At 72.7% G+C, this 23,253-nt stretch carries 20 protein-coding genes; 13 read left to right on the top strand and 7 right to left on the bottom strand.

The genetic code is table 11. From position 1 onward, the window contains the following. Window positions 1–2: 2 nt before the first annotated feature. The 4 genes from HTZ77_RS46040 to HTZ77_RS11865 are packed head-to-tail and all read right to left on the bottom strand — an operon-like array spanning window position 3 to window position 5,096. Window positions 3–1,334 (bottom strand): glycosyltransferase, encoded by a 1,332-nt coding sequence (locus tag HTZ77_RS46040; RefSeq protein ID WP_175589556.1) that lies wholly within the window; start codon window positions 1,332–1,334, stop codon window positions 3–5. Further along, window positions 1,331–2,344, bottom strand: a complete 1,014-nt coding sequence (locus tag HTZ77_RS11875) for a glycosyltransferase family 9 protein (RefSeq protein ID WP_175589555.1) — start codon at window positions 2,342–2,344, stop codon at window positions 1,331–1,333. The genes HTZ77_RS46040 and HTZ77_RS11875 overlap by 4 nt, the downstream gene beginning before the upstream one ends. Then, a complete protein-coding gene (locus tag HTZ77_RS11870; RefSeq protein WP_175589554.1) occupies window positions 2,341–3,468 on the bottom strand; it encodes a glycosyltransferase family 2 protein in 1,128 nt (375 codons plus the stop codon). The genes HTZ77_RS11875 and HTZ77_RS11870 overlap by 4 nt, the downstream gene beginning before the upstream one ends. Beyond that, a complete protein-coding gene (locus HTZ77_RS11865; protein WP_175589553.1) occupies window positions 3,465–5,096 on the bottom strand; it encodes a carbamoyltransferase family protein in 1,632 nt (543 codons plus the stop codon). The genes HTZ77_RS11870 and HTZ77_RS11865 overlap by 4 nt, the downstream gene beginning before the upstream one ends. Before the next feature lie 172 nt (window positions 5,097–5,268). Between HTZ77_RS11865 and HTZ77_RS11860 the strand changes: the two genes are divergently transcribed. The 3 genes from HTZ77_RS11860 to HTZ77_RS11850 are packed head-to-tail and all read left to right on the top strand — an operon-like array spanning window position 5,269 to window position 7,100. Then, complete coding sequence (locus tag HTZ77_RS11860; protein WP_312888165.1) at window positions 5,269–5,865, top strand: D-glycero-alpha-D-manno-heptose-1,7-bisphosphate 7-phosphatase; 597 nt, start codon at window positions 5,269–5,271, stop codon at window positions 5,863–5,865. Beyond that, a complete protein-coding gene (locus tag HTZ77_RS11855) occupies window positions 5,862–6,785 on the top strand; it encodes a glycosyltransferase (protein WP_175589552.1) in 924 nt (307 codons plus the stop codon). The genes HTZ77_RS11860 and HTZ77_RS11855 overlap by 4 nt, the downstream gene beginning before the upstream one ends. A 30-nt stretch (window positions 6,786–6,815) precedes the next feature. Next, entirely contained in the window at window positions 6,816–7,100 is a 285-nt protein-coding gene (locus tag HTZ77_RS11850) for a WhiB family transcriptional regulator (RefSeq protein WP_205302501.1), read from the top strand. On the opposite strand, the gene HTZ77_RS11845 is transcribed toward HTZ77_RS11850, so the two are convergent. Then, entirely contained in the window at window positions 7,036–7,521 is a 486-nt protein-coding gene (locus tag HTZ77_RS11845) for a peptide deformylase (protein ID WP_175589551.1), read from the bottom strand. The genes HTZ77_RS11850 and HTZ77_RS11845 overlap by 65 nt on opposite strands. A gap of 285 nt (window positions 7,522–7,806) precedes the next feature. Here HTZ77_RS11845 and HTZ77_RS11840 point away from each other — a divergent pair, with 285 nt between their 5' ends. Both HTZ77_RS11840 and HTZ77_RS11835 read left to right on the top strand, forming a co-directional pair. Then, window positions 7,807–9,078 carry a uroporphyrinogen-III synthase gene (locus tag HTZ77_RS11840; RefSeq protein ID WP_328808540.1) on the top strand — a complete coding sequence of 424 codons (1,272 nt, stop codon included), beginning with the start codon at window positions 7,807–7,809 and terminating at the stop codon, window positions 9,076–9,078. A 239-nt stretch (window positions 9,079–9,317) separates the two neighbouring features. Next, window positions 9,318–10,136, top strand: coding sequence for a sirohydrochlorin chelatase (locus tag HTZ77_RS11835; protein WP_235994548.1), 819 nt, complete (start codon window positions 9,318–9,320; stop codon window positions 10,134–10,136). 29 nt (window positions 10,137–10,165) lie between these two features. Here HTZ77_RS11835 and HTZ77_RS11830 read toward each other — a convergent pair whose 3' ends face one another. Then, window positions 10,166–10,714, bottom strand: a complete 549-nt coding sequence (locus HTZ77_RS11830) for a hypothetical protein (protein ID WP_175589550.1) — start codon at window positions 10,712–10,714, stop codon at window positions 10,166–10,168. A 192-nt stretch (window positions 10,715–10,906) separates the two neighbouring features. Then, on the bottom strand, window positions 10,907–11,761 hold the full coding sequence (locus tag HTZ77_RS11825; RefSeq protein WP_175589549.1) for a PAC2 family protein: 855 nt from the start codon (window positions 11,759–11,761) through the stop codon (window positions 10,907–10,909). A 283-nt stretch (window positions 11,762–12,044) separates the two neighbouring features. Between HTZ77_RS11825 and metH the strand changes: the two genes are divergently transcribed. From metH to HTZ77_RS11785, 8 genes are all read left to right on the top strand, one after another. Next, window positions 12,045–15,479, top strand: a complete 3,435-nt coding sequence (metH, locus tag HTZ77_RS11820) for a methionine synthase (RefSeq protein WP_407940496.1) — start codon at window positions 12,045–12,047, stop codon at window positions 15,477–15,479. A gap of 159 nt (window positions 15,480–15,638) precedes the next feature. Further along, window positions 15,639–16,283 carry an HAD family hydrolase gene (locus HTZ77_RS11815; protein WP_175589547.1) on the top strand — a complete coding sequence of 215 codons (645 nt, stop codon included), beginning with the start codon at window positions 15,639–15,641 and terminating at the stop codon, window positions 16,281–16,283. 181 nt (window positions 16,284–16,464) lie between these two features. Further along, entirely contained in the window at window positions 16,465–16,965 is a 501-nt protein-coding gene (locus HTZ77_RS11810) for a cellulose synthase (protein ID WP_175589546.1), read from the top strand. Between the two features lie 255 nt (window positions 16,966–17,220). Continuing rightward, window positions 17,221–18,219: an ABC transporter permease gene (locus HTZ77_RS11805; RefSeq protein ID WP_175589545.1), complete on the top strand. Its 999-nt coding sequence runs from the start codon at window positions 17,221–17,223 to the stop codon at window positions 18,217–18,219. Between the two features lie 58 nt (window positions 18,220–18,277). Further along, on the top strand, window positions 18,278–20,044 hold the full coding sequence (locus HTZ77_RS11800; RefSeq protein WP_175589544.1) for an ABC transporter substrate-binding protein: 1,767 nt from the start codon (window positions 18,278–18,280) through the stop codon (window positions 20,042–20,044). A 93-nt stretch (window positions 20,045–20,137) separates the two neighbouring features. Then, window positions 20,138–21,151: an ABC transporter permease gene (locus tag HTZ77_RS11795; protein ID WP_175589543.1), complete on the top strand. Its 1,014-nt coding sequence runs from the start codon at window positions 20,138–20,140 to the stop codon at window positions 21,149–21,151. After that, window positions 21,148–22,176, top strand: a complete 1,029-nt coding sequence (locus tag HTZ77_RS11790) for an ABC transporter ATP-binding protein (protein ID WP_175589542.1) — start codon at window positions 21,148–21,150, stop codon at window positions 22,174–22,176. Before HTZ77_RS11795 ends, HTZ77_RS11790 begins: the two co-directional genes overlap by 4 nt. Continuing rightward, window positions 22,173–23,252 (top strand): ABC transporter ATP-binding protein, encoded by a 1,080-nt coding sequence (locus HTZ77_RS11785; RefSeq protein WP_175589541.1) that lies wholly within the window; start codon window positions 22,173–22,175, stop codon window positions 23,250–23,252. The genes HTZ77_RS11790 and HTZ77_RS11785 overlap by 4 nt, the downstream gene beginning before the upstream one ends. The last annotated feature ends 1 nt before the right edge of the window (window position 23,253 follow it).

Here is a 23,253-nt window from a genome sequence, read left to right as displayed (position 1 = left end):
TCTCACCCTCCCAGCGCCGCGAGACGGCACATCCGGCCGTCGATGACCTGCGTGTAGACCGCCTCCGTACGCTCGGCGACGCGCGGCCAGCCGTAGCGCTGGCGGGCCCGGCGTGCCCCGGCCGCGCCCATCGCGCGGCGGCGGCCCGGGTCGGCCAGCACGTCCTTGAGCGCCCTGGCCAGGGCGCGCGGGCGGCGGGGCGGCACGAGCAGGCCGCACCCGGCGACCGTGTCGAGGTGGCCGCCGACGGCCGAGGCGATCACGGGCACGCCGCAGGCCATGGCCTCGACGGGCACCATCCCGAACGGCTCGTACCACGGCACGGTGACCAGCGCGTCGGCCGCGCGCATCAGCGCCGGCACCTCGTCGCGCGGGACGCTCCCGACGATCCGCACGCGCCCGGCCAGGCCGTACCCGTCGGCCAGCTCGCGCAGCCGCACCGCCTCCTCGTCGTCCACGCGCCCGCCGGCGATCACCAGCTCGACGCGGGGGAGCAGCCGCATGGCCTGCACGAGGGTGTCCACGCCCTTGCGCGGGACCAGCCGCCCGATGCTGAGCACCCGCGCCCTGCCCGCCCCCGGCAGGCCCGGCGTGTCCGATCCCGGCGTGTCCGATCCCGGCGTGTCCGATCCTGGCGTGTTCGATCCCGGCGTGTTCGATCCCGTCGGGCCCGGCCCGTCCGCTCCCGGGGTCGTGCCGGCCGGGCCGGCGCCGCCCGGCCACGGCCCCTTCGGGCCGTCCGGCCGGAAGCGGCCGAGGTCGACGCCGCACGGCACGATCACGATCCGCTGCTCGGGCACGCCCATCGCGCGCAGCTCGTTCACCTCGTCGCGGCAGGTGGCGAGCACGGCGTCGGCGCTGCGGCCGATCTGCCGCTCGGTGTCCACCCGGTGCGGCGGGCTGGTGTCGGCGGCGCCCTGCCAGCGCCGCTTGACGGCGCCGAGCGCGTGGAACGTCTGCACCACCGGCACGTTCCCGGCGGCCCGCAGCGCGGCCTGCCCGCTCATCCAGAAGTGCGCGTGGACGACGTCCGGCGGATCCGCCTCCCAGCGCGCCGCGAGGCGCGCGGTGAACTCCGGCATGTACGGCGGAAGCTCGTCCTTCGGCACCTGTGCCGCCGGGCCCGCCTCGACGTACTCGACCCGCACGCCGGGCGCGATCTCCACCCGCGCCGGTTGCGACGGGTCCCAGCGCCGGGTGTGGACCACCACCTCGTGGCCCCGCTCGCCGAGGGCGGTGGCCAGGGCGGCGACGTAGACGTTCTGGCCGCCGGCGTCCACCCCGCCGATGGCCGCGAGCGGATCCGCGTGTTCCGAGACCAGGGCGATTCTCACTGGTTCAGCTCCCTCACTGCCTTGACCACCTGCTCGCTGGTCACCTGCGCCAGACAGGGATGGCCGGGCACCGGGCACACCCGCGCCCGGGAGTCCCGGCACGGCGCGTCCTGGTCGCCCAGCAGGACCGCGGGCACCCGGTACGGGGCCCACCGCCCGGCCGGGACGACCGGCGCGAAGAGGCTCACGACCGGCGTGCCGACGGCCGCCGCCAGGTGGGCGGGACCGGTGTTGCCGGCCACGAGCACGGCGGCGCCCTCGATCACGGCCGCGAGCTGCGCCAGCGTGGTCGCGCCGCCGAGGTCCAGGGCCGCGCCGGGCGCGCCGGCGGCGACGTACGCCGTCAGCTCGCGCTCCATGCCGGTGACGACGACCCGGTGGCCGTCGTCGGCCAGCTCGCGCACGGCCTCGCGGTTGCGCTCGGCCGGCCAGGTCCGCGCGGGCGCCGACGCGCCGGGGTGCACGACGACGTACGGGCCGGGCCCCAGGCCGAGACGGGAGACGTCGGGCAGCGGCCGGCGCACGGCGAGCCGGCCGTCGTCGCCCGGCGGCAGCTCGAAGCCGGCGGCGCGGGCCACGGACAGCATCCGCTCCGGCTCGGGCACGTCCAGCCCCTCGTCCACGACGTGCCGCACGTCGAGCAGCGAGCCGGGGTAGTCGTTGCTGATGGCCGAGACGCGGCGCACCCCGGCAAGCCGCAGGAGCAGCGCCAGCGGCAGCGCCGACTGGTGGAACGACGTGAGGATCACCGCCTCGTCGGTCCCGCCGACCTGAGCGATGAGGTCGTCCACGTCGTGCCGCGACACAGGCGGCGGACGGTGGTCGATCCACGGCGCCCGCCACACGATCACCCGGTCCACGCCGGGCAGCAGCTCGGCCGCGGCCCGCCCGCGCGGGCCCGCGAGCAGCGTCACCTCGCCCCCGCGCGCGCTCACGGCCCGGACGGCGGGGCCGGCCAGCAGCACGTCCCCGGCGTCGTCCAGCCGCGCCACGAGCACCCGTCCGCTCATCGCCGCACCTTCCATTCCCCCCGAAGCCGGTGCGCCACGGCGACCGGCGGGATCAGCACACTGGTGACGGCCATCCGCAGCACCTCGCCGGGTGTGCGCGGGCCCGGCGCGATCCGGGCCCAGGCGAACTCGGCGGTCATCGCCACCCACCCCGCGCCCGCGACGGCGGCCGGCCACACGGGGGAGCGGCGGGCGGTCAGCGGGAACGCCCTCCGACGCCCCTTCCCCCGCCCGGCGATCAGCGGGAACGCCGTCCGGTGCCCGTTTCCCCGCCCGGCGGTCAGCGGGAACGCCGTCCGACGCCCCTTCCCGCGCCCGGCGGTCAGCAGGGCGGCCAGGCCGAGGCCGGCGGCGGCCAGCCCGAGCGCCGTGGTCGCCGCGTGGCGGCGCAGCCGCCCGCGCGTCCCGCCGATCGCCTCGCGCCAGCCCGGCCCGTGCAGGCGCCGCATCAGCGCGTCGTCGGCGTTGCCCCGCTGGAAGCGCACGCTCGCCCAGAACCCGTCGTCACGCACGGGATGGACCGTGACCCGCTCGCCCAGCGCCAACGTGTGCCCCCGGTTGGTCAGCCGCAGCGCGAGGTCGGCGTCCTCCCGGTAGGCCCGGGGGAAGCGCTCGTCGAACCCGCCGACCCGCTCCAGCGTCTCGCGCCGGTACGCGATGTCGGCGGTGATCCACAGCGCTCCGGCCAGCCCGGCGGTGTTCCGCTCGGCGTCGGTGGGCCGCCGGTCGCCGGGCAGCGGCACCTCGATGCGGCCCTGGCTGCCCGCCGCCTCGGGCGGCAGCCCGGCCAGGTCCTCGCGCAGCGCCTGGTACCAGCCGGGGCCGGGCACCACGTCGTCGTCGAGGAACGCCACCCACGGCGTCGAGGCCGCCCGCCAGCCCGCGTTGCGCGCCGCGGCGGGTCCCCGCCCGCCGGACGTCACGACCCGTACGCCGGCGGGCACGTGCGCGGGCGTCACCAGGGGCGGCCCGTCGTGCCCGGCCGGGTCGTCCACGACGATCAGCGGTCCGTCGTGCCCGGGCGGCCGGTCGTCCACGACGATCACCGGCACGTCCGGGCCGAGGGCGGCCAGCGTCGCCCGCAGGCTGGGCCGTCCCACGGTGGGCACCACCACCGTGATCACGGAGCGAACACCTCCTGCCGCCGCACCAGGTACGGCCCGAGGACGAGCACGTCCACCGGCGAGGAGCCGAAGCACTCCAGCGCGTCGCGCGGGTCGTCCACCATGGGCCGCCCGGCCGTGTTCAGGCTCGTGTTGACCACCACCGGCAGCCCGGTACGGGCCTCGAACGACGACAGCATCCGCGCGAGCAGCGGCTCCGACCGCGGCGACACCGTCTGGATGCGGGCCGTCCCGTCCACGTGCACCACGGCCGGGATCCGGTCCCGCCACGCCGGGTCCACGTCGTGGACGAACAGCATGTACGGCGAGGGCACCGGCCCCCGCCCGAACAGGTCGCGGGCCCGCGACTCCAGCACCATCGGCGCGATCGGCCGGAACTGCTCGCGGCCCTTGACGTCGTTCAGCCGCTCGGTGTTGCGGGCGTGCCCCGGGTGCGCGAGCAGCGAGCGGCGGCCCAGCGCCCGCGGCCCGTACTCCGACCGGCCCTGGAACCAGGCCACGATCCGGTCGGCGGCCAGCTCGGCCGCCACGGCGTCGGCCAGGTCGGCCGGCCGCGTGTACGGCACCCGCGCCACGTCCAGCCAGGCGCCCAGCTCCTCGTCGGTGAAGCCGCGCCCCAGGTCGGCGCCGGCCATGGGCGCGGCCCGCTCGCCGTACGCCTGGGCCAGGTGCAGGGCGCCGCCCAGCGCGGTGCCCGAGTCGCCCGCGGCGGGCTGCACCCACACCTCCTGGAACGGTCCCTCGTCCAGCAGGCGGGTGTTGGCGACGCAGTTGAGCGCCACCCCGCCCGCCAGCGCGAGCCGCCGCTCCCCGGTGCGCTCGTGCAGCCACCGGACCAGCTCCAGCAGCACCTCCTCCAGCCGCGCCTGGACACTGGCCGCCAGGTCGGCGTGGTCGTCCGTCCAGGCGGCGTCCCTGGACAGGGCCTTGGCGTAGGAGTTCCAGTCGATCGGCTCGACCCGGAAGCCGCCGTCGCCGGTGGTGTGGATCAGTTCGCGCAGCGCCTCCAGGTGGCGGGGCCGGCCGTAGGAGGCCAGCGCCATGACCTTGTACTCGTCGCAGGAGCGCAGGAAGCCCAGGTGCTGGGTCACGTCCTCGTACATGAGGCCCAGCGAGTGCGGCAGCTCCTGCGCGGCGAGCACCTCCAGCTCGCCGTCGCGGTAGCGGCCGGCCAGGTGGGAGACGTTCTCGCCGCGGCCGTCGCACACGAGCACCGCGCAGTCGCGGAACGGCGAGGCCAGCCCCGCCGAGGCGGCGTGCGCCACGTGGTGGGGGACGTAGCGCACCTGCGCCGGGTCGAGCCCGGGCAGCGCCGTGGCCAGGAAGTTCGGCGCGCGCACCGCGTACTTCGTGCGCAGGTCCTCCCAGTCGCCCTCGGGCCGCTGGACGACCAGGGACGGATCGTAGGAGTAGGCGACCGCGTCGATGTCCTCGGGGGAGAGTCCCGCCTCCTTCAGGCACCAGGCCGCCGCCTGCTCCGGCAGCTCCCAGGCCGAGAAGGCGAGGGGCCGCTTGCCGTGCTTGCGGCGGCTGAACCGTTCCTCCTCCGCGGCGGCGACGATGCGCCCGTCGGCGACGATCGCCGCGGCGGGGTCGTGAAAGATCGCGTTGATGCCGAGAAATCTCATCGAACTCCTCCCACCTGATGGAGAACCGCTACCGAGAGAAGCGACTCTCAAACCTGGGCCATCGCATCTAGGTGCGGAAATACCTCTTTTATCCTGCTATTGGTCACTCTCCGTAGTTGTTAGCGGGGCGATTCGCCGGGTAGCAGACCGGCCGGCGCGACGGAGGTGAGTGGTGTTCACACAGCGAGGTCCCGGGGCCGTGCTCTTCGACCGTGACGGGACTCTGATCAAGGACGTTCCCTACAACGGTGACCCCCGCAAGGTGGAGCCGATGCCCGGGGCGGCCGAGGCGCTGTCGCGACTGCGGCGGGCGGAGATCCCGGTGGCCGTGGTGACCAACCAGTCGGGGGTGGCCAAGGGGCTCATCACGCCCGACGAGATGGGCCAGGTCAACGCCCGGGTGGAGGAACTGCTGGGCCCGTTCGACGCGTGGGCGATCTGCGTCCACGACGACGGCGACTGCTGCACCTGCCGCAAGCCCGCGCCCGGCCTGCTCATCAGGGCCGCCGCCGTCCTCGACGTCAGCCCGCGCGACTGCGTGGTGGTCGGCGACATCGGCAGGGACATGGAGGCCGCCCGCGCGGCGGGCGCGCGCGGCATCCTCGTGCCCACGCCGCTCACGCTTCAGCAGGAGGTCCTGGAGGCGCCCGAGGTCGCCGCCGACCTCACCGAGGTGACCGACCGGCTGCTGGCCGGCGTGGAGGGCGGCCCGGTGCCCGCCGGCAGCCACTCGCGCCGCGCCCGGGTGCTCGGCTGGAGCCGCTGGTGAGGATCCTGCTCTGGCACGTGCACGGGGCCTGGACCAACGCCTTCGTCCGCGGCCGGCACGAGTACGTGCTGCCGCTCGTCCCCGATCGGGGCCCCGACGGCCGCGGCCGCGCCGACACCTACGACTGGCCCGCGAGCGCGCGCGAGGTCTCCTGGGACCGGCTGCGCCACGAACCGCTCGACGTGGTCGTCTGCCAGCGGCCCCGCGACCTGGAGCTGGCCCGCGAGTGGCTCGGCCGCGACCTGCCCGGCGTCTACGTCGAGCACAACACGCCCGCCGGCGACGTGCCGCGCACCCGCCACCTCCTCGCCGGCCGCGCCGACCTCACGCTCGTCCACGTCACCCACTTCAACGAGCTGTACTGGGACAACGGCCGCGCGCCCACCCGGGTGATCGAGCACGGCGTCCCCGACCCCGGGCACCTCTGCACCGGGGAGCTGCCCCGGGCCGGCGTCGTGGTCAACGAGCCGGTGCGCCGCACCCGGGTCGCCGGCACCGACCTGCTGCCCCGCTTCGACGCGGCCGTGCCGCTCGACGTGTTCGGCATGAAGGTCGCGGGCCTGCCGTACGGGACGTACGAGGACCTCCCGCAGCACCTCATGCACGCCGAACTGGCCCGCCGGCGCGTCTACCTGCACCCGTACCGGTGGACCTCGCTCGGCCTGGCCCTCATCGAGGCGATGACGCTCGGCATGCCCGTGGTCGCCCTGGCCGCCACCGAGGCGATCGAGGCGGTCCCGCAGGAGGCCGGCGTCATCTCCACCAAGGTGGACGTGCTGGTCGAGGCGCTGCGGGAATTCGCCGCCGACCCGGAGCGGGCCGCGCAGGCCGGGAAGGCCGCCCGCGCCGCCGCTCTGGCCCGCTACGGCCTGGACCGGTTCCTGGCCGACTGGGACCGGCTGCTGGACGAAGTGGTGTGACCCGCCGGGAAAGGGGTAGGCGCCGTCGGCATGATGATGCACGACTGGTCGCGCGGGGCCGCCTGCCAGGCCATGGACCCGGAGCTGTTCTTCCCGATCTCGACGGAAGGCCCGGGCCGTGAGCAGGTGGAGCAGGCCAAGGCCGTATGCCGGGGATGCCCGGTCCGCCAGCCCTGCCTCGACTACGCGATCGACACCCGCCAGCTCAACGGCGTCTGGGGCGGCACCGACCCCGAGCAGCGCCGCTCCCTCATCCCGACGGTAGCGCGACGGCGAGAAACCGTTCCCGCTCCTCCTCTCCCAGGTGATCGCTGAACAGCACGCCGTCCAGGTGGTCCACCTCGTGCTGCAGCACCCTGGCCAGCACGCCCAGCGCCCGGACCGACACGGGCTTGCCGAACATGTCGCGGCCGCGCGCGACCACCATGTAGGAGCGCTCCAGCGGCCACCACACCCCCGGCGCCGACAGGCACGCCTCGTCCGCCGTCACACGGCGCTCCGACAGCTCCAGGCGCGGGTTGACCAGATGACCCGAGCGGCCCTCGTACGCGTAGGCGACCACCCGCAGCGGAACCCCGATCTGCGGCGCGGCCAGACCCGCGCGCCCGGGCCCGGCCCGCATCGTGGCCGTCAGGGACTTCACCACGGCGCGCAGCTCGCGGTCGAAGTCGCGCACCGGCTGCGCCACCGAGCGCAGCACCGGGTCGTCGAACAGGCGGATGGGCCGGACCGTCACCGAACCTCCCCGAAAGGTCGCTTGGTCATCGGGAAGGCTTCCCGCGCCCGCTCGCGATCAACCCCGGAGGTGCGGCGGATGTGGCATCGCGGTGACACCCGCGCGTATGGCCCAGCGGTGGCGCTTGTAGCACAGCGGTAACAACCGGGACCCAGCGGCGAAACGGCCGGAAAGCAGCATTGAAGGCGTGATCTCACTTCTGGTTCACGTGCCTGTGATGCCCGGCCGGGTGCTCGGGGCCCGGCCGGGCCCGCCGACGCCCCCGACCCGTCAGGAGGTGCCCGCGTGAGCGCGCCGCTTGCCGCCGAGGACCCGGACCGCCCCGACGAGAGGGCGGCCGAGGATCAGGCCCGCCTCCACGGGAGGGCGGCCGAGGATCGGGCCCGCCCCGACGGGAGGGCGGCCGAGGATCGGGCCCGCCCCCACGAGACGGCCCCCAACGCCCTGTCCGGCTTCACGGTCGGCGTCACCGCCACCCGGCGGCGCGAGGAGTTCGGCGCGCTGCTCGAACGGCGGGGCGCCCGCGTGGTCAGCGCCCCGGCGATCCGCCTGGTGCCGCTCGCCGAGGACGCCGACCTGCTGGCCGCCACCCGCCACAGCCTGGAACGGCCCCTCGACGACGTGGTGGTGACCACCGGCGTGGGCTTTCGCGGCTGGGTGGCCGCGGCCGAGGGATGGGGCCTGTCCGGCGAGCTGGTCGCCCAGCTCGCCCGCGCCCGCCTGCTCACCCGCGGCCCCAAGGCCAGGGGAGCGGTCCGCGCCGCCGGCCTGGACGACCACTGGACGCCCTCCACCGACTCCTGCAAGGAGGTCAAGGAGCACCTGCTCGCCCAGGACCTGCGGGGCCGGCGCATCGCGGTGCAGCTCCACGGGGAGCCGCTGGCCGACTTCGTCGCCGACCTGCGCGGCGCGGGCGCCGAGGTGATCGAGATCCCCGTCTACCGCTGGCTGCCCTACCGCGACCCCTCGCCGCTGCGCCGCCTCATCACCCAGACGATCTCCGGCGCCGTGGACGCCGTGGCCTTCACCAGCGCGCCGGCCGTTCACGCCATGCTCGCCGCCGCCCGCGCCGAAGGGGTGGAGGAGGCGCTGCTCAACGCGTTCGGCGACCGGGTGGTCGCCGCCTGCGTCGGACCCGTCACCGCCGAGCCGCTCGTCTCCCGCGGCGTCCCGACGCTCCAGCCGGAACGCTCCCGGCTCGGCTCGCTCGCCCGCGCCCTGGCCCGCCACCTGCCCGAGCACGGTGTCACCCGTGTCGTCGCCGGCGGACACCACATGGAGATCCGCGGCCACGCCGTCGTCGTGGACGGCGAGCTGCGTCCGCTGCCGCCCGCGCCTATGGCGGTGCTCAAGCGGCTGGCCGACAAGCCCGGCCACGTGGTGTCCCGCACGGATTTGCGCACGGTGCTGCCCGGCAGCGTCGCCCGCGACTCGGCCGAGCACGCGGTGGAGATGGCGATCACCCGGCTCCGGCGCGCCCTCGGGCCCGGCGGCATCGTGGAGACGGTCGTCAAACGCGGCTACCGCCTGGCCTGCTCCCACGAGGCACACCAGTGACCCCGCGACCCCGGCGCCCCCACGACAACCAGAACCCCCCACCCGCCGACCCGCGCCTCCCACCCGCGGGCCCGAGGCTTCCGCCTGCCGTGTCGGGTCTCTCGCCCGCCGACCTGAGCCTTCCGCCCGCCGACCTGAGCCTGCCGCCCGCGGGCCCGGGCCTTCCGTCCACCGGGCTGACTCTTCCGTCCGCGAGCGTGAGTCTCCCGCGTGTGGGGCCGGGCTTCCCGTCCGCCGGCATGAGCCTTCAGCCCGCCGCCTTCGGGGGCCGCGACGTGCGAGCCGTCTCTTCGGCGGAGGCGGCCGATCGGGTGAGCAACGGAACGGGCGGCGCGGCAGGCGCGGCGCGGAGCCGGGCCGGTGGCGCCCCCACGCTGGTGCTGGCCGCGCACGGGACGCGCAGCGCCGCGGGGGAGCGGACCCTCGCCGAGCTGGCCGCCGTCATACGCCGCCAGCGGCCCGGCCGCCGCGTCGAACTGGCCTACCTGGAGATCAGCCGCCCGCTCCTGCGCGACGTGCTCCCCGCCGTGCCCGGCCCCGTGGTTGTGGTGCCGCTGCTGCTCGCCGGCGGCTACCACGTGCGCGTGGACCTGCCCGCCGTCCTGGCCGCGCACCGGCCCGACGCGCTCATGGCCGCCCCGCTGGGTCCTCACGGGCTGCTGACCTCCGCGCTGGCCCGCGGGCTCGGCCGCGCGGGGCTGCGCCGTACGGACGCGGTGATCCTCGGCGCGACGGGCTCGTCCGACCCGTCGGCGCTGGCCGACGTGCGCGCCGCCGCCCACCGCCTGGCGGTGCGGCTCGGCCGGCCGGTCACGGCGGCGTTCGCCTCGGCGGGGACGCCCACGCCGGCCGAGGCGCTGGAACGGCTCCGTTCAGGTCCCGCCCGGCGGGTGGCCGTCGCGTCGTACGTGCTGGCGCCCGGCTTCTTCCACGGCCGCCTCCTGGCCGCGGGCGCCGACCTGGTCACCGACCCCCTGGGCGCCGACCCGGACGTCGCCTCGCTGGTGTGGAACCGCTACGACGAGGCCGCCCTCACACCCCGCGCCGCCACCGCCTGACCCCGTTCCGGGTCAGGGCGGGCCGAGGGTCAGGAAGGCGGCTCCAGGCGGAGCTCGCGGACGATCTCCTCGGCGCTCACCTCGCGCGCCGGCACCATGTCCGCCCCCACGAACAGCTCGATGTAGGCCCGGTGGAAGCACCCCGCGAGCAGCAGCCGCGCGCTCGCCTCCGGGTCCACGCCGGCCGCCACCCGGCCAAGCCGCCGCTCCTCCTCCAGGTACGCGGCCAGCGGCGCCACCTCCGCCTCCGGCCCGAACCCCGCGGCGCGCAGCGCCTCGCGGATGCGCACCGTCACGTTCGGCGAGCTGAACGCGGGCAGCGCCGCCGCCTGCACCTCCAGGTGGTAGTCGAGGCCCGCCCGCGCCACCGGCACGAGGTTGCCCGCGACCGTGCCGCGGCCGGCGTGGTGCGTCAGGTCGTGCAGCACGCTCAGCCAGAACGGCAGGCGGTACTGCAGCAGTGCGAGGAAGTGGTCGACCGAGCCGCCCGGGGGCCCGTCGCGCAGGGAGAGCGCCATCTCCAGGACGCGTCGCCTGGCGTCCTGGCTTCGCTGGTGCGGGTCTACGTGAGATGTCACCATGGGGGGCCTTACGTGGGCGGTCACGTGGATCGGGGCGGGGTGACGCCCCTGTGACCGGCGCACGCCCGACTCTCCTGGCTCAACCTCGTCCAGGCCCGGGCCGGAAAGGGGACCGGCTCGCCCTGGCCGTCGTACGGCCCTGATTATGACCCGAAAGCCGCCCCGAAGGCGCGGCCGTAATGCTGGAAGTTAGCTGTCAGTATCGGTGTCGCGATGCCGGAGGTACCGCTCGAACTCCGCCGCGATCGCGTCTCCGCTGGCCTCGGGGAGCTCCGCCGCGTCCTTGCGGTCCTCCAGCTCCTTGACGTATTCGGCCACCTCGCTGTCCTGGGACGCCAGCTCGTCGACGCCGCGCTCCCACGCGCGCGCCTCCTCGTCGAGGTCGCCGAGCGGCATCGGGATGTCGAGGACGTCCTCCAGGCGGCGCAGCAGCGCCAGCGTCGCCTTCGGGTTGGGCGGCTGGGCGACGTAGTGGGGCACCGACGCCCACAGCGACACGGCCTTCATGCCCGCCTCGCCGAAGGCGTGCTGGAGCACCCCCACAATGCCGGTGGGGCCCTCGTAGCGGCTCAGCTCCAGGTTGGTCGAGCGGGCCAGCTCCTCGTCGGTCGCGCCGCCCAGGATCGGCACCGGACGGGTGTGCGGCGAGTCGTTGAGCAGCGCGCCCAGCATGACGGCCAGCTCCACGCCCAGCTCGCGGCAGACCTCGATGATGTCGGCGCAGAACGAGCGCCAGCGCATGTTGGGCTCGATGCCCCGTAGCAGCACCACGTCGCGCTCCAGGCCCGGCGGGCGGGCGTGGAGGAGCCGGGTGGTCGGCCACACGATCGACCGGGTCAGCCCGTCGCCCATCTCCACGACCGGCCGGGTGACCTGGAAGTCGTAATAGTCGTCGGGGTCGAGCGCGACCAGCGGCTCGGCCTTCCACGCGGACTCGAGGTGGGCGATCACACCGCTGGATGCCTCGCCCGCGTCGTTCCACCCCTCGAACGCGGCGATGAGCACCGGGTCGACGAGCTCGGGGAGCCCTTCGAGCTCTATCATGTGTCGCCTCCTCTCTTCTCCGTCCCGCTTAGCCTATGCGGTGAGGAGCCGCTCATGTCACCGAGTGGCGATGATCAGCTTTACCAGACGCGGGACGGCCGCGCACCATCCGCGAGCGCCGGGATCGCGTGACGGCGCCGCACACCCCCGGCCCCTGGCGGGCCCCTCGGAGGCGGCCCCGCGATCCTCGATGATCGAAAACTCGTGTCCGCTCCAGCCCGGCTCCAGCGCAGCCGATAAGCTGAGCGCCATGAGCAGCTCCGCGTCCGCCTTCCGTGAAGCCATGTCCCAGCGAGTGATCGTCGCCGACGGCGCCATGGGCACGATGCTTCAGGCGCAGGACCCGACCCTCGACGACTTCCAGGGCCACGAGGGCTGCAACGAGGTGCTCAACGTGACCCGGCCCGACATCGTCGCCGGCGTCCACGACGCCTACTTCGCCGTCGGCGTCGACTGCGTCGAGACCAACACCTTCGGCGCCAACCTCGCCGCCCTCGGCGAGTACGACATCTCCGACCGGGTCTTCGAGTACTCCGAGGCGGGCGCGCGCATCGCCCGGGAGCGGGCCGACCACTGGTCCACCCCCGACCGGCCGCGCTTCGTGCTCGGCTCCATGGGCCCCGGCACCAAGCTGCCGACCCTCGGCCACATGCCGTACGCCAGCCTGCGCGACGCCTACCGCGACAACGCCGCCGGACTGATCGCCGGCGGCGCCGACGCCCTCATCATCGAGACCTGCCAGGATCTCCTCCAGGTCAAGGCGGCCGTCATCGGCGCCAAGCGGGCCGCCGAGGCCGCCGGCCGCGACGTGCCGATCATCGCCCAGGTGACGATCGAGACCAACGGCGCGATGCTGCTCGGCTCCGAGATCGGCGCCGCGCTCACCGCGATCGAGCCGCTCGGCGTCGACGTGATCGGCCTCAACTGCGCCACCGGCCCCGCCGAGATGAGCGAGCACCTGCGCTACCTCGCCCGCCACTCCCGGCTCAGGCTGTCCTGCATGCCCAACGCGGGCCTGCCGGTGCTGACCTCCGACGGCGCCTACTACCCGCTGAGCGCCGGGGAGCTCGCCGACGCCCACGACACCTTCGCCCGCGACTACGGCCTGTCGATGGTCGGCGGCTGCTGCGGCACCACGCCCGAGCACCTGCGCCAGGTCGTCGAGCGGGTCCGCGGCCGCGAGCCCGCCGCCCGCCGCCCGCACCCCGAGCCGGGCGCGTCCTCGCTCTACCAGACCGTCCCGTTCCGGCAGGACACCTCCTACCTGGCCATCGGCGAGCGGTGCAACACCAACGGCTCCAAGGCGTTCCGCGAGGCCATGCTGGCGGGCCACTGGGACGACTGCGTCGAGATGGCACGCGACCAGGCCCGCGACGGCGCCCACATGCTCGACCTGTGCGTCGACTACGTCGGCCGCGACGGCGTCGGCGACATGCGCGAGCTGGCCTTCCGCTTCGCCACCGCCTCCACGCTGCCGATCATGCTCGACTCCACCGAGCCGGCGGTGCTCCAGGCCGGCCTGGAGATGCTCGGCGGGCGCGCCGCCGTCAACTCCGTCAACTACGAGGACGGCGACGGCCCCGACTCCCGCTTCCAGAAGATCATGCGGCTGGTCCGCGAGCACGGCGCGGCCGTGGTCGCCCTGACCATCGACGAGGAGGGCCAGGCCCGCACCGCCGACTGGAAGGTGCGCGTCGCCACCCGCCTCATCGAGGACCTGACCGGCAACTGGGGCATGCGGGTCGAGGACATCATCGTCGACTGCCTGACCTTCCCCATCGCCACCGGCCAGGAGGAGACCCGCCGCGACGGCCTGGAGACCATCGAGGCCATCCGCGAGCTCAAGCGCCGCTACCCGGGCGTGCAGACCACGCTGGGCCTGTCCAACATCTCCTTCGGCCTCAACCCGGCCGCGCGGATGGTGCTCAACTCGGTGTTCCTCAACGAGTGCGTCAACGCCGGCCTCGACTCGGCGATCGTCCACGCCTCCAAGATCCTGCCGATGGCCCGCATCCCGGACGAGCAGCGCCAGGTCGCGCTCGACATGGTCTACGACCGGCGCCGCGACGGCTACGACCCGCTGCAGCGCTTCATGGACCTGTTCGAGGGCGTCGACGCCGCCGCCCTGCGGGCTGGCAAGGCCGAGGAGCTGGCCGCGCTGCCGCTGTGGGAGCGGCTCAAGCGGCGCGTCATCGACGGCGAGCGCAAGGGCCTGGAGGCCGACCTCGACGCCGGCATGGAGCAGCGGCCCGCCCTGGAGATCATCAACGACGTGCTGCTCGACGGCATGAAGACGGTCGGCGAGCTGTTCGGCTCCGGCCAGATGCAGCTGCCGTTCGTGCTCCAGTCGGCCGAGGTGATGAAGGCGGCCGTCGCCTACCTGGAGCCCCACATGGACCGGGTGGAGGGCGAGACGAAGGGCCGCATCGTGCTGGCCACCGTCAAGGGCGACGTCCACGACATCGGCAAGAACCTCGTCGACATCATCCTGTCCAACAACGGCTACCAGGTCGTCAACCTCGGCATCAAGCAGCCGGTCTCGGCGATCCTGGAGGCCGCCGACGACCACAAGGCCGACGTCATCGGCATGTCCGGCCTGCTGGTGAAGTCGACGGTCATCATGAAGGAGAACCTGGAGGAGATGAACTCCAGGGGCCTGTCCGACAAGTACCCGGTGCTGCTGGGCGGCGCCGCGCTCACCCGCGCCTACGTCGAGCAGGACCTCGCCGAGCTGTTCGCGGGCGAGGTGCGCTACGCCCGCGACGCGTTCGAGGGGCTGCGGCTCATGGACTCGTTCATGGCCGTCAAGCGCGGCGTGGCCGGCGCGACGCTGCCGCCGCTGCGCGAGCGCCGCGTCAAGACCGGCGCGGTGCTCCAGCGCACCCCCGTCGAGGAGCTGCCCGCCCGCTCCGACGTGGCCGCCGACAACCCGCTGCCGAAGGCGCCCTTCCTCGGCGACCGCATCGTCAAGGGCATCTCGCTGACCGAGTACGCCGCCTTCCTCGACGAGCGGGCGCTGTTCCTCGGCCAGTGGGGGCTCAAGCCGACCCGCGGCGGCGACGGTCCGGACTACGACGAGCTGGTCGAGACCGAGGGCCGGCCGCGGCTGCGCATGTGGCTCGACCGCATCCAGACCGAGGGCCTGCTGGAGGCGGCCGTCGTCTACGGGTACTTCCCGTGCGTCAGCGACGGCGACTCGCTGATCATCCTGGACGACGCCGGCGACGAGCGCACCCGCTTCACCTTCCCGCGCCAGCGCCGCGACCGCCACCTGTGCCTGTCCGACTTCTTCCGCTCGCGCGAGTCGGGCGAGACGGACGTGGTGGCGTTCCAGGTGGCCACGATGGGCGGCAAGATCTCCGAGGCCACGGCCGAGCTGTTCGCCAAGGACGCCTACCGCGACTACCTGGAGCTGCACGGCCTGTCGGTCCAGCTCACCGAGGCGCTGGCCGAGTACTGGCACGCCCGGGTCCGGGCCGAGCTGGGCATCGGCGGCGAGGAGTCGCTGGACGACATGCTCAAGGTCAACATCCAGGGCTGCCGGTACTCGTTCGGCTATCCGGCCTGCCCCAACCTGGAGGACCAGGTGCAGCTGTTCGAGCTGCTGTCGCCCGAGCGCATCGGGGTCAGCCTGTCGGAGGAGTTCCAGCTCCACCCCGAGCAGGCCACCTCCGCCCTGGTCGCCCACCACCCCGAGGCCAAGTACTTCAACGTCTGACCCGGCCGTCGTCCGCCCAGGTCCCGGGCCCGTCCGGGCCCTGGGCCCCCGAAGGGCGCAGTCCGTACGGGGCCGACCCCGGCGGACGCCCGTCATCCGGGTCCGGGTACGGTCGATGTCCGGCTCACCCGCCGCCCGTCAGCGACCGATCGGAGACGCATGCAAGCCGCCCTGTTCGACATGGACGGCCTCCTCGTCGACACCGAGAAGGTGTGGCTGGAGATCGAGACCGCCGTGATGGCCCGGCTCGGCACCGCCTGGTCCGCCGAGCACCAGGCGCACCTGCTGGGCGGCTCCATGGAGCGCACGGTCGCGTACATGCTGGAGGTCTCCGGCGCCGACCTGCCGCCCGAGACCCTGTGGCGGTGGATGGTCGACGGCATGGTCGGCGCGCTGGCCGAGGGCGTCCACGTCATGCCCGGGGCGGCCGAGCTGCTCGACGGGCTGCGCGCCGAGGGCGTCCCGGTGGCGCTGGTCACCTCGTCGCTCAGGGACATCGCGGACGCGGTGCTCAAGGCCGTCGGCCGCGAGCGCTTCGACGCCGTCGTCACGGCCGACGACGTGACCCGCACCAAGCCCGACCCGGAGCCGTACCTGACGGCCGCCCGCCTGCTCGGGGTGCAGCCGGTGCGGTGCGTGGTGCTGGAGGACTCGCCCACCGGCGTCGCGGCCGCCACGGCGGCCGGCTGCGCGGTGGTCGCGGTGCCGAGCGTCCTGCCCGTCGAGCCCGCCCCGGGCCGCCTGGTGGTCTCCTCGCTGACCGAGGTCACGATCGCCGACCTGCGCGCGCTCGTCCCGGCCTGACCCCGGGCTCACGCCCCCGGCCCCGCCCTCACCGGTCCCGCACCGTGACGTATGCCCGGAACCCGGGGAATCCCTGAGATGCCTGGATCGTCCCCTAAGGGAGAAGTGGTCCTCGCGGAGGAGCGGCTGAGACGCGCCCGCGTGCCAGGATGGGGACGTAGTCGAAACGAGGGGCGGCCGAATGTCCGGACAGATCGCGACCTGGTTCCCGTTGTGCGTCGGCCTGACCGCCGTGGGGCTGGTGCTCAGCTTCCTGGCGTTCCGGCGCAGGGGAGTGGCGGCGGGCATGCGGGTGGCGGCGTGGGCGCTGCTGCCCCTGGCGGCCTACCTGACCGGGGCGCTGCAGGCGTTGTGGACGATCGGCACGACGGTCGTGGGCTTCGTCACGAGCCTGGTGTTCAGCCCCTTCGTGTGGGCCGGCGTCGCGGTGGCGGGCGTGTCCGCGGTCCTGTTCGTGGCCTCCGGGGTGCTGCGGGGCCGCGCGCTGTCCCGCGACGGCGAACGCCGCAAGGGCGGCAAGGGCGGCAAGGAGGCCCCGGCCGGCCCGGCGGAGGCCCCGGCGGTCGCCGGTGGACGGCCCGCTCAGACGGGCAAGCCTGCGGTCGAGGCCCCGGCGAAGCGCAAGAGCGACGACGACTTCTCCGACATCGAGGACATCCTCCGGCGGCGCGGCATCAAGTGACTAAGCTTGTGTCACAGATCCGGGACAGAATCGCGATGGCTTCCTGACATCCCGTTCAAGATCGATACGAATGAGTTTCGCGTCAGTCACAGTTGAGCCACATCGGCCGATGAGGGGCTAGTCACACCAGCTCAGGCCATAGATTCTGCCTCCTGGGGCCGCGACACCGCGGTCTGCCAAGCATGGGCGTCCACCCCGACCGGGACCGCGCCGCACACACGGACGACGTCGTCTGGAATCCAGGGGGCTACTGGAATGACCGCACCGCTCGATCTGCCGGAATCGGCTGTCGAGGCCGGACCGGAGACCGTTCTCGAAGGGGCGCAGTCTTCGGCCATCCGGGGGCGTTCCCTCGGTCAGATCGCCTGGATGCGCCTCAGGCGCGATCGCGTCGCCATGGCCGGCGGCATCGTCATCGTGCTGCTCATCCTGATCGCGATCTTCGCGCCGCTGATCGTGTCCTGGCTCGGCCACCCACCGGCCGAGTGGCACCGGGAGAAGATCGACCCGGCCATCCAGGCGCCGATCGGCGCGTTCGGCGGCATCAGCTGGGACTACCTGTTCGGTGTCGAGCCGACCACCGGCCGCGACCTGTTCAGTCGCATCGTGTACGGAGCGCGCATCTCCCTGCTGATCGCGTTCTTCGCGACCCTGCTCTGCGTGGTGCTCGGCACCGTGCTCGGGATGATCGCCGGCTTCTTCGGCGGCTGGATCGACACCATCATCAGCCGGGCCATGGACATCTTCCTGGCCTTCCCGCTGCTGGTGTTCGCTCTGGCGCTGGCGGGGGTGATCCCCGACAAGGCGTTCGGCATGTCGGGCGACACACTCCGGATCAGCCTGCTGGTGTTCATCATCGGCTTCTTCAACTGGCCCTACATCGGGCGCATCATCCGGGGGCAGACCCTCTCGCTGCGAGAACGCGAGTTCGTCGACGCCTCCCGCAGTCTCGGCGCGCGCAACCACGTGATCCTGTTCAAGGAGATCCTGCCCAACCTGATCGCGCCGATCCTGGTCTACTCGACGCTGCTGATCCCGTCGAACATCCTTTTCGAGGCCGCGCTGTCCTTCCTGGGCGTGGGCGTGCGGCCGCCGACCCCGACGTGGGGAGGCATGCTCGCCGAGGCCGTCCACAACTACGACGTCGCGCCGAACTTCATGCTCTTCCCCGGTCTCGCGATCTTCATCACCGTGCTGGCGTTCAACCTGCTCGGTGACGGCCTCAGGGACGCATTCGACCCCAAGGCGCGATAGACCTCGTGAGGTTTCCGCAAGTGCTACGAACTCCCAGATCAAGGGGTGTGTCAGGTCGATGAAGATAAGATCAACTGCGTCGGCGGTCGCGGTGACCGCCGCCCTCGCCCTGGTCGCCTCCGCTTGCGGTGGCGGCGGCGGTGGCTCCAAGAGCTCCACCGGCGGCGGCGACGCGGCGCCCGCCAGCCAGTACAAGGCGGCGGTGACGCAGGTCGTCAACCCGTCGACGAAGACCGGTGGCACGCTCCGGATGGGCATGCCCGGTGACTTCGACTCGGTCGACCCGGGCGACATGTACTACGGCTACGCGTGGAACTTCGCCCGCTTCTACACGCGCGCGCTGACCATGTTCAAGCCGGTGCCGGGCGAGGAGGGCCTCCAGCTCGTCGGCGACCTCGCCGAGGACCTGGGCAAGCCCAGCGACGGCGGCAAGACCTGGACGTACAAGCTGCGCGAGGGCGTGAAGTTCGAGGACGGCACCCCGGTCACGTCCAAGGACGTGAAGTACGCCGTGGCCCGCTCCCTGGACAAGGACATCCTGCCCAGCGGCCCCACCTACTTCAACGACTGGCTCGACACGGGCGACTACACCGGCCCGTACAAGATGAAGGGCAAGCTCGACTCCTGGAAGGGCATCGAGACGCCCGACGACCGGACGATCGTCTTCCACCTGAAGAAGGCGTACGGCGGTTTCGACTACTTCGCCATGCTCCCGCAGACGGCCCCCGTGCCCGAGGCCAAGGACACCGGCTCGAAGTACAAGGAGCACCCGGTCGCGACCGGCCCGTACATGTTCAAGTCGCACGAGCTCACCAAGCGCATCGAGCTCGTGAAGAACCCGAACTGGGACGCGGCGACCGACCCGAACCGCAAGCAGCTCAACGACTCCATCGAGGTGCTGCTGGGCCAGAACGAGGACGACCTCGACCAGCGCCTGCTGTCCGGCAAGATCGACGTCAAGGTCAACAGCACCGGTGTCGCGGCCAACGCCCGCAAGACGGTCCTGACCGACGAGAAGGTCAAGCAGTACGCCGACTCGGCCCTGATCGACCGGACCTGGTTCACCAACATCAACGGTGACGTCAAGCCGTTCGACAACATCCACTGCCGCAAGGCGGTCCTCTACGCGGCCGACCGCTCGGCCATCCAGGGCGCCTACGGCGGCCCCGACGCCGGTGGCGACGTGGCCCTGAGCCTCATGCCGCCGAAGATGACCGGCTACCAGAAGATCGACCCGTACGGCGTCGAGGCCACCCCCGGCGGCAACGTCGACAAGGCCAAGGAGGAGCTGGCGGCCTGCGGCCAGCCCAACGGCTTCAGCACCACCATCTCCTTCCGCAACGAGCGCGCCGCCGAGAAGCAGACCGCCGAGGCGCTGCAGCAGTCGCTCGGCCGCGTGGGCATCAAGCTGGACCTGAAGGGCTACCCGCAGGGTGACTACTTCAAGCTCTACGCCGGCAAGCCCGACTTCGCCAAGAAGAACGGCCTGGGCCTCATGGTCTACGGCTGGGGCGCCGACTACCCCGAGGGCTTCGGCTTCTTCCAGCAGATCGTGGACAGCCGGGTCATCCGTCCCGCCGGTAACACCAACCTCGGCGTGAAGGACCCCAAGATCGACGCGCTGATCGACCAGGCCGCGGCCGAGACGGACGCCACCAAGCGCGGCGCCATCTGGGCCCAGGTCGACAAGCAGGTCATGGACTCGGCGTTCATCCTGCCCTACGTGTGGGCGCACGGCCTGTTCTACCGGCCGCCGACCCTGAAGAACGTCTTCGTCAGCCAGAACTGGGGCATGTACGAGTTCCTCACGCTGAGCACCCAGTAGTACCCGGCCGGCAGTCCCGCCGGAACGTCCGTCGAAAGCAGGTGAAGGCTTGGCGGCCGGGCCCACAAGGCCCGGCCGCCGTGGCCGAGATCAGTGTTCACATACATTGTCAGACGGTTGATAGCTGCCGTCATGCTGCTCTTCGTGGTGAGCATCGCGACGTTCGCCATCTTCTTCCTCGTGCCTCGGCTCGCTGGCATGTCTGCTGACGACCTCGCCTCCCGGTACGTGGGCAAGGCGGCCAACGCCCAGGTCATCCACGACACGGCCATCCGGCTGGGCTTCAACGACCCGGTCATCGTGCAGTACGGGCGGTTCGTCAAGGGCATCTTCACGGGTGTCGACCGCAACTACGGCCCCGGTATCGAGCACTGCCCGGCCCCCTGCCTGGGCTACTCGTACGTGAGCCAGAACCCCGTCCTGCCCGACATCCTCAACCGGCTGCCGATCACGCTGTCGCTGGCGCTCGGCGCGGCCGTCGTGTGGGTCATCTTCGGCGTGGCGACCGGCGTGGTCTCCGCGCTCAGGCGGGGCAGCTTCTTCGACCGCCTGTCCATGGGCATCGCCCTGGCCGGCGTCTCGCTGCCGATCTTCTTCACCGGCATCGTGTCCCTGGCCATCTTCCGCGACCAGCTCGGCCTGGTCGGCGACGTGGCCGACTGGGTGCCGTTCTCCGAGGACCCGCTCACCTGGGCCAACAACCTGATCCTGCCCTGGGTGACGCTGGCCTTCCTGTACGCGGCCGGCTACGCCCGGCTCACCCGCGCCGGCATGCTGGAGACCATGTCCGAGGACTACATCCGCACGGCCCGGGCCAAGGGCCTGGCCGAACGGGTCGTGGTGCTCAAGCACGGCCTGCGCGCCACGCTCACGCCCGTGCTCACGATGTTCGGCCTCGACCTCGGACTGCTGCTCGGCGGCGCGGTGCTCACCGAGAGCACGTTCTCGCTGCCCGGCATCGGCAAGTACGCCGTCGACGCCATCAGCAACAACGACCTCCCCCAGGTGATGGGCGTCACGCTGATCGCGGCCGCCTTCATCATCCTGGCCAACCTGATCGTCGACCTGCTCTACGCGGTCGTCGACCCGAGGGTGAGGCTGGCGTGAGCCCCTTTCTCGACGTCAAAGACCTGAAGATCCACTTCCCGACCGACGACGGCCTGGTCAGGTCCGTGGACGGGGTGACCTTCGGCCTCGAACGCGGCAAGACGCTCGGCATCGTCGGCGAGTCCGGGTCCGGCAAGTCGGTCACCAGCCTGGGCATCCTCGGCCTGCACAAGGGCCGCGGCGCGAACATCTCCGGCGAGATCTGGCTCGACGGGGAGGAGCTCGTCGGCGCCTCGCAGGAGCACGTGCGCGGCCTGCGCGGCAAGAAGATGGCGATGATCTTCCAGGATCCGCTGTCGGCGATGCACCCCTTCTACACCGTCGGCGACCAGATTGTGGAGGCGTACCGCATCCACAACAAGGTCACCAAGGCCGTGGCCCGCAAGCACGCGATCGACATGCTGGGCCGCGTCGGCATCCCCGAGCCCGGCCGCCGCGTCGACTCCTACCCGCACGAGTTCTCCGGCGGCATGCGCCAGCGCGCCATGATCGCCATGGCGCTCTCGTGCGACCCCGAGCTGCTCATCGCCGACGAGCCGACCACCGCGCTCGACGTCACCGTGCAGGCCCAGATCCTCGACCTCATGCGCGACCTGCAGCGCGAGTTCGACTCCGCGCTCATCATCATCACGCACGACCTGGGCGTGGTCGCCGAGCTGTCCGACGACATCCTCGTCATGTACGGCGGCAAGTGCATCGAGTACGGCTCGGCCGACGACATCTTCTACCGTCCCGAGCACCCCTACACGTGGGGTCTCCTGGGGTCGATGCCCCGTCTCGACCGCGAGCCCACCGAGCGGCTCCTCCCGATCAAGGGCAGCCCGCCGTCGCTCATCAACGTGCCGCCGGGCTGCGCCTTCCACCCGCGCTGCCCGTACACCGAGCGCACCGGCGACAAGGCCCGCACCGAGGCGCCCGCGCTCGCCGAGACCGAGGGCGGCCACCTGGTGCGCTGCCACATGAGCCCGGCCGAGCGGCGCGACCTGTGGGAGAACGAGATCAAGCCAGTGCTGGAGACCCCGTGACCGAGCCACAGACCCAGCCCGCGACGCAGACCGCGCCCGCCCGGCAGGGCGAGCCGCTCCTGTCCGTCCGCGACCTGGAGAAGCACTTCCCCGTCACCAAGGGCCTGTTCCAGCGCCAGGTCGGCGCCGTCAAGGCCGTGGACGGCATCAGCTTCGACGTCTACAAGGGCGAGACCCTCGGCCTGGTGGGGGAGTCCGGCTGCGGCAAGTCCACCACCGGCCGGCTGGTCACCCGGCTGCTGGAGCCCACGGGCGGCCAGGTCATGTTCGAGGGCCAGGACATCACGCACATGAGCCAGGGCCGGCTCCGGCCGCTCCGGCGCGACATGCAGATGATCTTCCAGGACCCGTACTCGTCGCTGAACCCCCGCCACACGGTCGGCGCCATCGTCGGCGCCCCGTTCCGCATCCAGGGCGTCCAGACCGAGAACGGCGTCAAGAAGGCCGTCCAGGACCTCCTCGAACTCGTCGGCCTCAACCCCGAGCACTACAACCGCTACCCGCACGAGTTCTCCGGCGGCCAGCGGCAGCGCATCGGCATCGCCCGCACGCTCGCGCTCAAGCCCAAGCTCATCATCGCCGACGAGCCGGTCTCGGCGCTCGACGTGTCCATCCAGGCCCAGGTGGTCAACCTGCTGGAGGACCTGCAGAACGAGCTCGACCTCACCTACGTGGTGATCGCGCACGACCTGTCGGTGGTCCGCCACATCAGCGACCGCGTCGCCGTCATGTACCTCGGCAAGATCGTCGAGATCGCCGAGCGCAAGAGCCTGTACGCGACGCCCATGCACCCCTACACCAACGCCCTGCTGTCGGCCGTCCCGGTGCCCGACCCGCGGGGCCGCGCCGGGCGCGAGCGCATCCGCCTGACCGGCGACGTGCCGAGCCCGCTCAACCCGCCGCCCGCCTGCCGCTTCCACACCCGCTGCTGGAAGGCGCAGGAGATCTGCAAGAAGGTCGAGCCGCCGCTGGCGGAGCTGGCGAGCGGCCACCGCGTCGCCTGCCACTTCCCGGAGAACGCCCCCGGCGCTCCGGAGGCGCCGGCGACCGGCAAGGACGAGCCGGTCAACGCCTGAC

It is taken from the genome of Nonomuraea montanisoli (genome assembly GCF_013363975.1).
Taxonomy (GTDB): Bacteria; Actinomycetota; Actinomycetes; order Streptosporangiales; family Streptosporangiaceae; genus Nonomuraea; species Nonomuraea montanisoli.
Note: the sequence above shows the minus strand (reverse complement) of the source record. Positions and strands in the feature narration are given on the sequence as shown.

What these genes read in the sequence shown, in the direction of transcription:
- HTZ77_RS11875 (WP_175589555.1), bottom strand. Translation starts at nt 2,344, where the DNA reads ATGAGCGGACGGGTGCTCGTGGCGCGGCTGGACGACGCCGGGGACGTG.
- HTZ77_RS11865 (WP_175589553.1), bottom strand. Translation starts at nt 5,096, where the DNA reads ATGAGATTTCTCGGCATCAACGCGATCTTTCACGACCCCGCCGCGGCG.
- HTZ77_RS11850 (WP_205302501.1), top strand. Translation starts at nt 6,816, where the DNA reads ATGATGATGCACGACTGGTCGCGCGGGGCCGCCTGCCAGGCCATGGAC.
- HTZ77_RS11835 (WP_235994548.1), top strand. Translation starts at nt 9,318, where the DNA reads ATGAGCCTTCAGCCCGCCGCCTTCGGGGGCCGCGACGTGCGAGCCGTC.
- HTZ77_RS11825 (WP_175589549.1), bottom strand. Translation starts at nt 11,761, where the DNA reads ATGATAGAGCTCGAAGGGCTCCCCGAGCTCGTCGACCCGGTGCTCATC.
- metH (WP_407940496.1), top strand. Translation starts at nt 12,045, where the DNA reads ATGTCCCAGCGAGTGATCGTCGCCGACGGCGCCATGGGCACGATGCTT.
- HTZ77_RS11815 (WP_175589547.1), top strand. Translation starts at nt 15,639, where the DNA reads ATGCAAGCCGCCCTGTTCGACATGGACGGCCTCCTCGTCGACACCGAG.
- HTZ77_RS11810 (WP_175589546.1), top strand. Translation starts at nt 16,465, where the DNA reads ATGTCCGGACAGATCGCGACCTGGTTCCCGTTGTGCGTCGGCCTGACC.
- HTZ77_RS11805 (WP_175589545.1), top strand. Translation starts at nt 17,221, where the DNA reads ATGACCGCACCGCTCGATCTGCCGGAATCGGCTGTCGAGGCCGGACCG.
- HTZ77_RS11800 (WP_175589544.1), top strand. Translation starts at nt 18,278, where the DNA reads ATGAAGATAAGATCAACTGCGTCGGCGGTCGCGGTGACCGCCGCCCTC.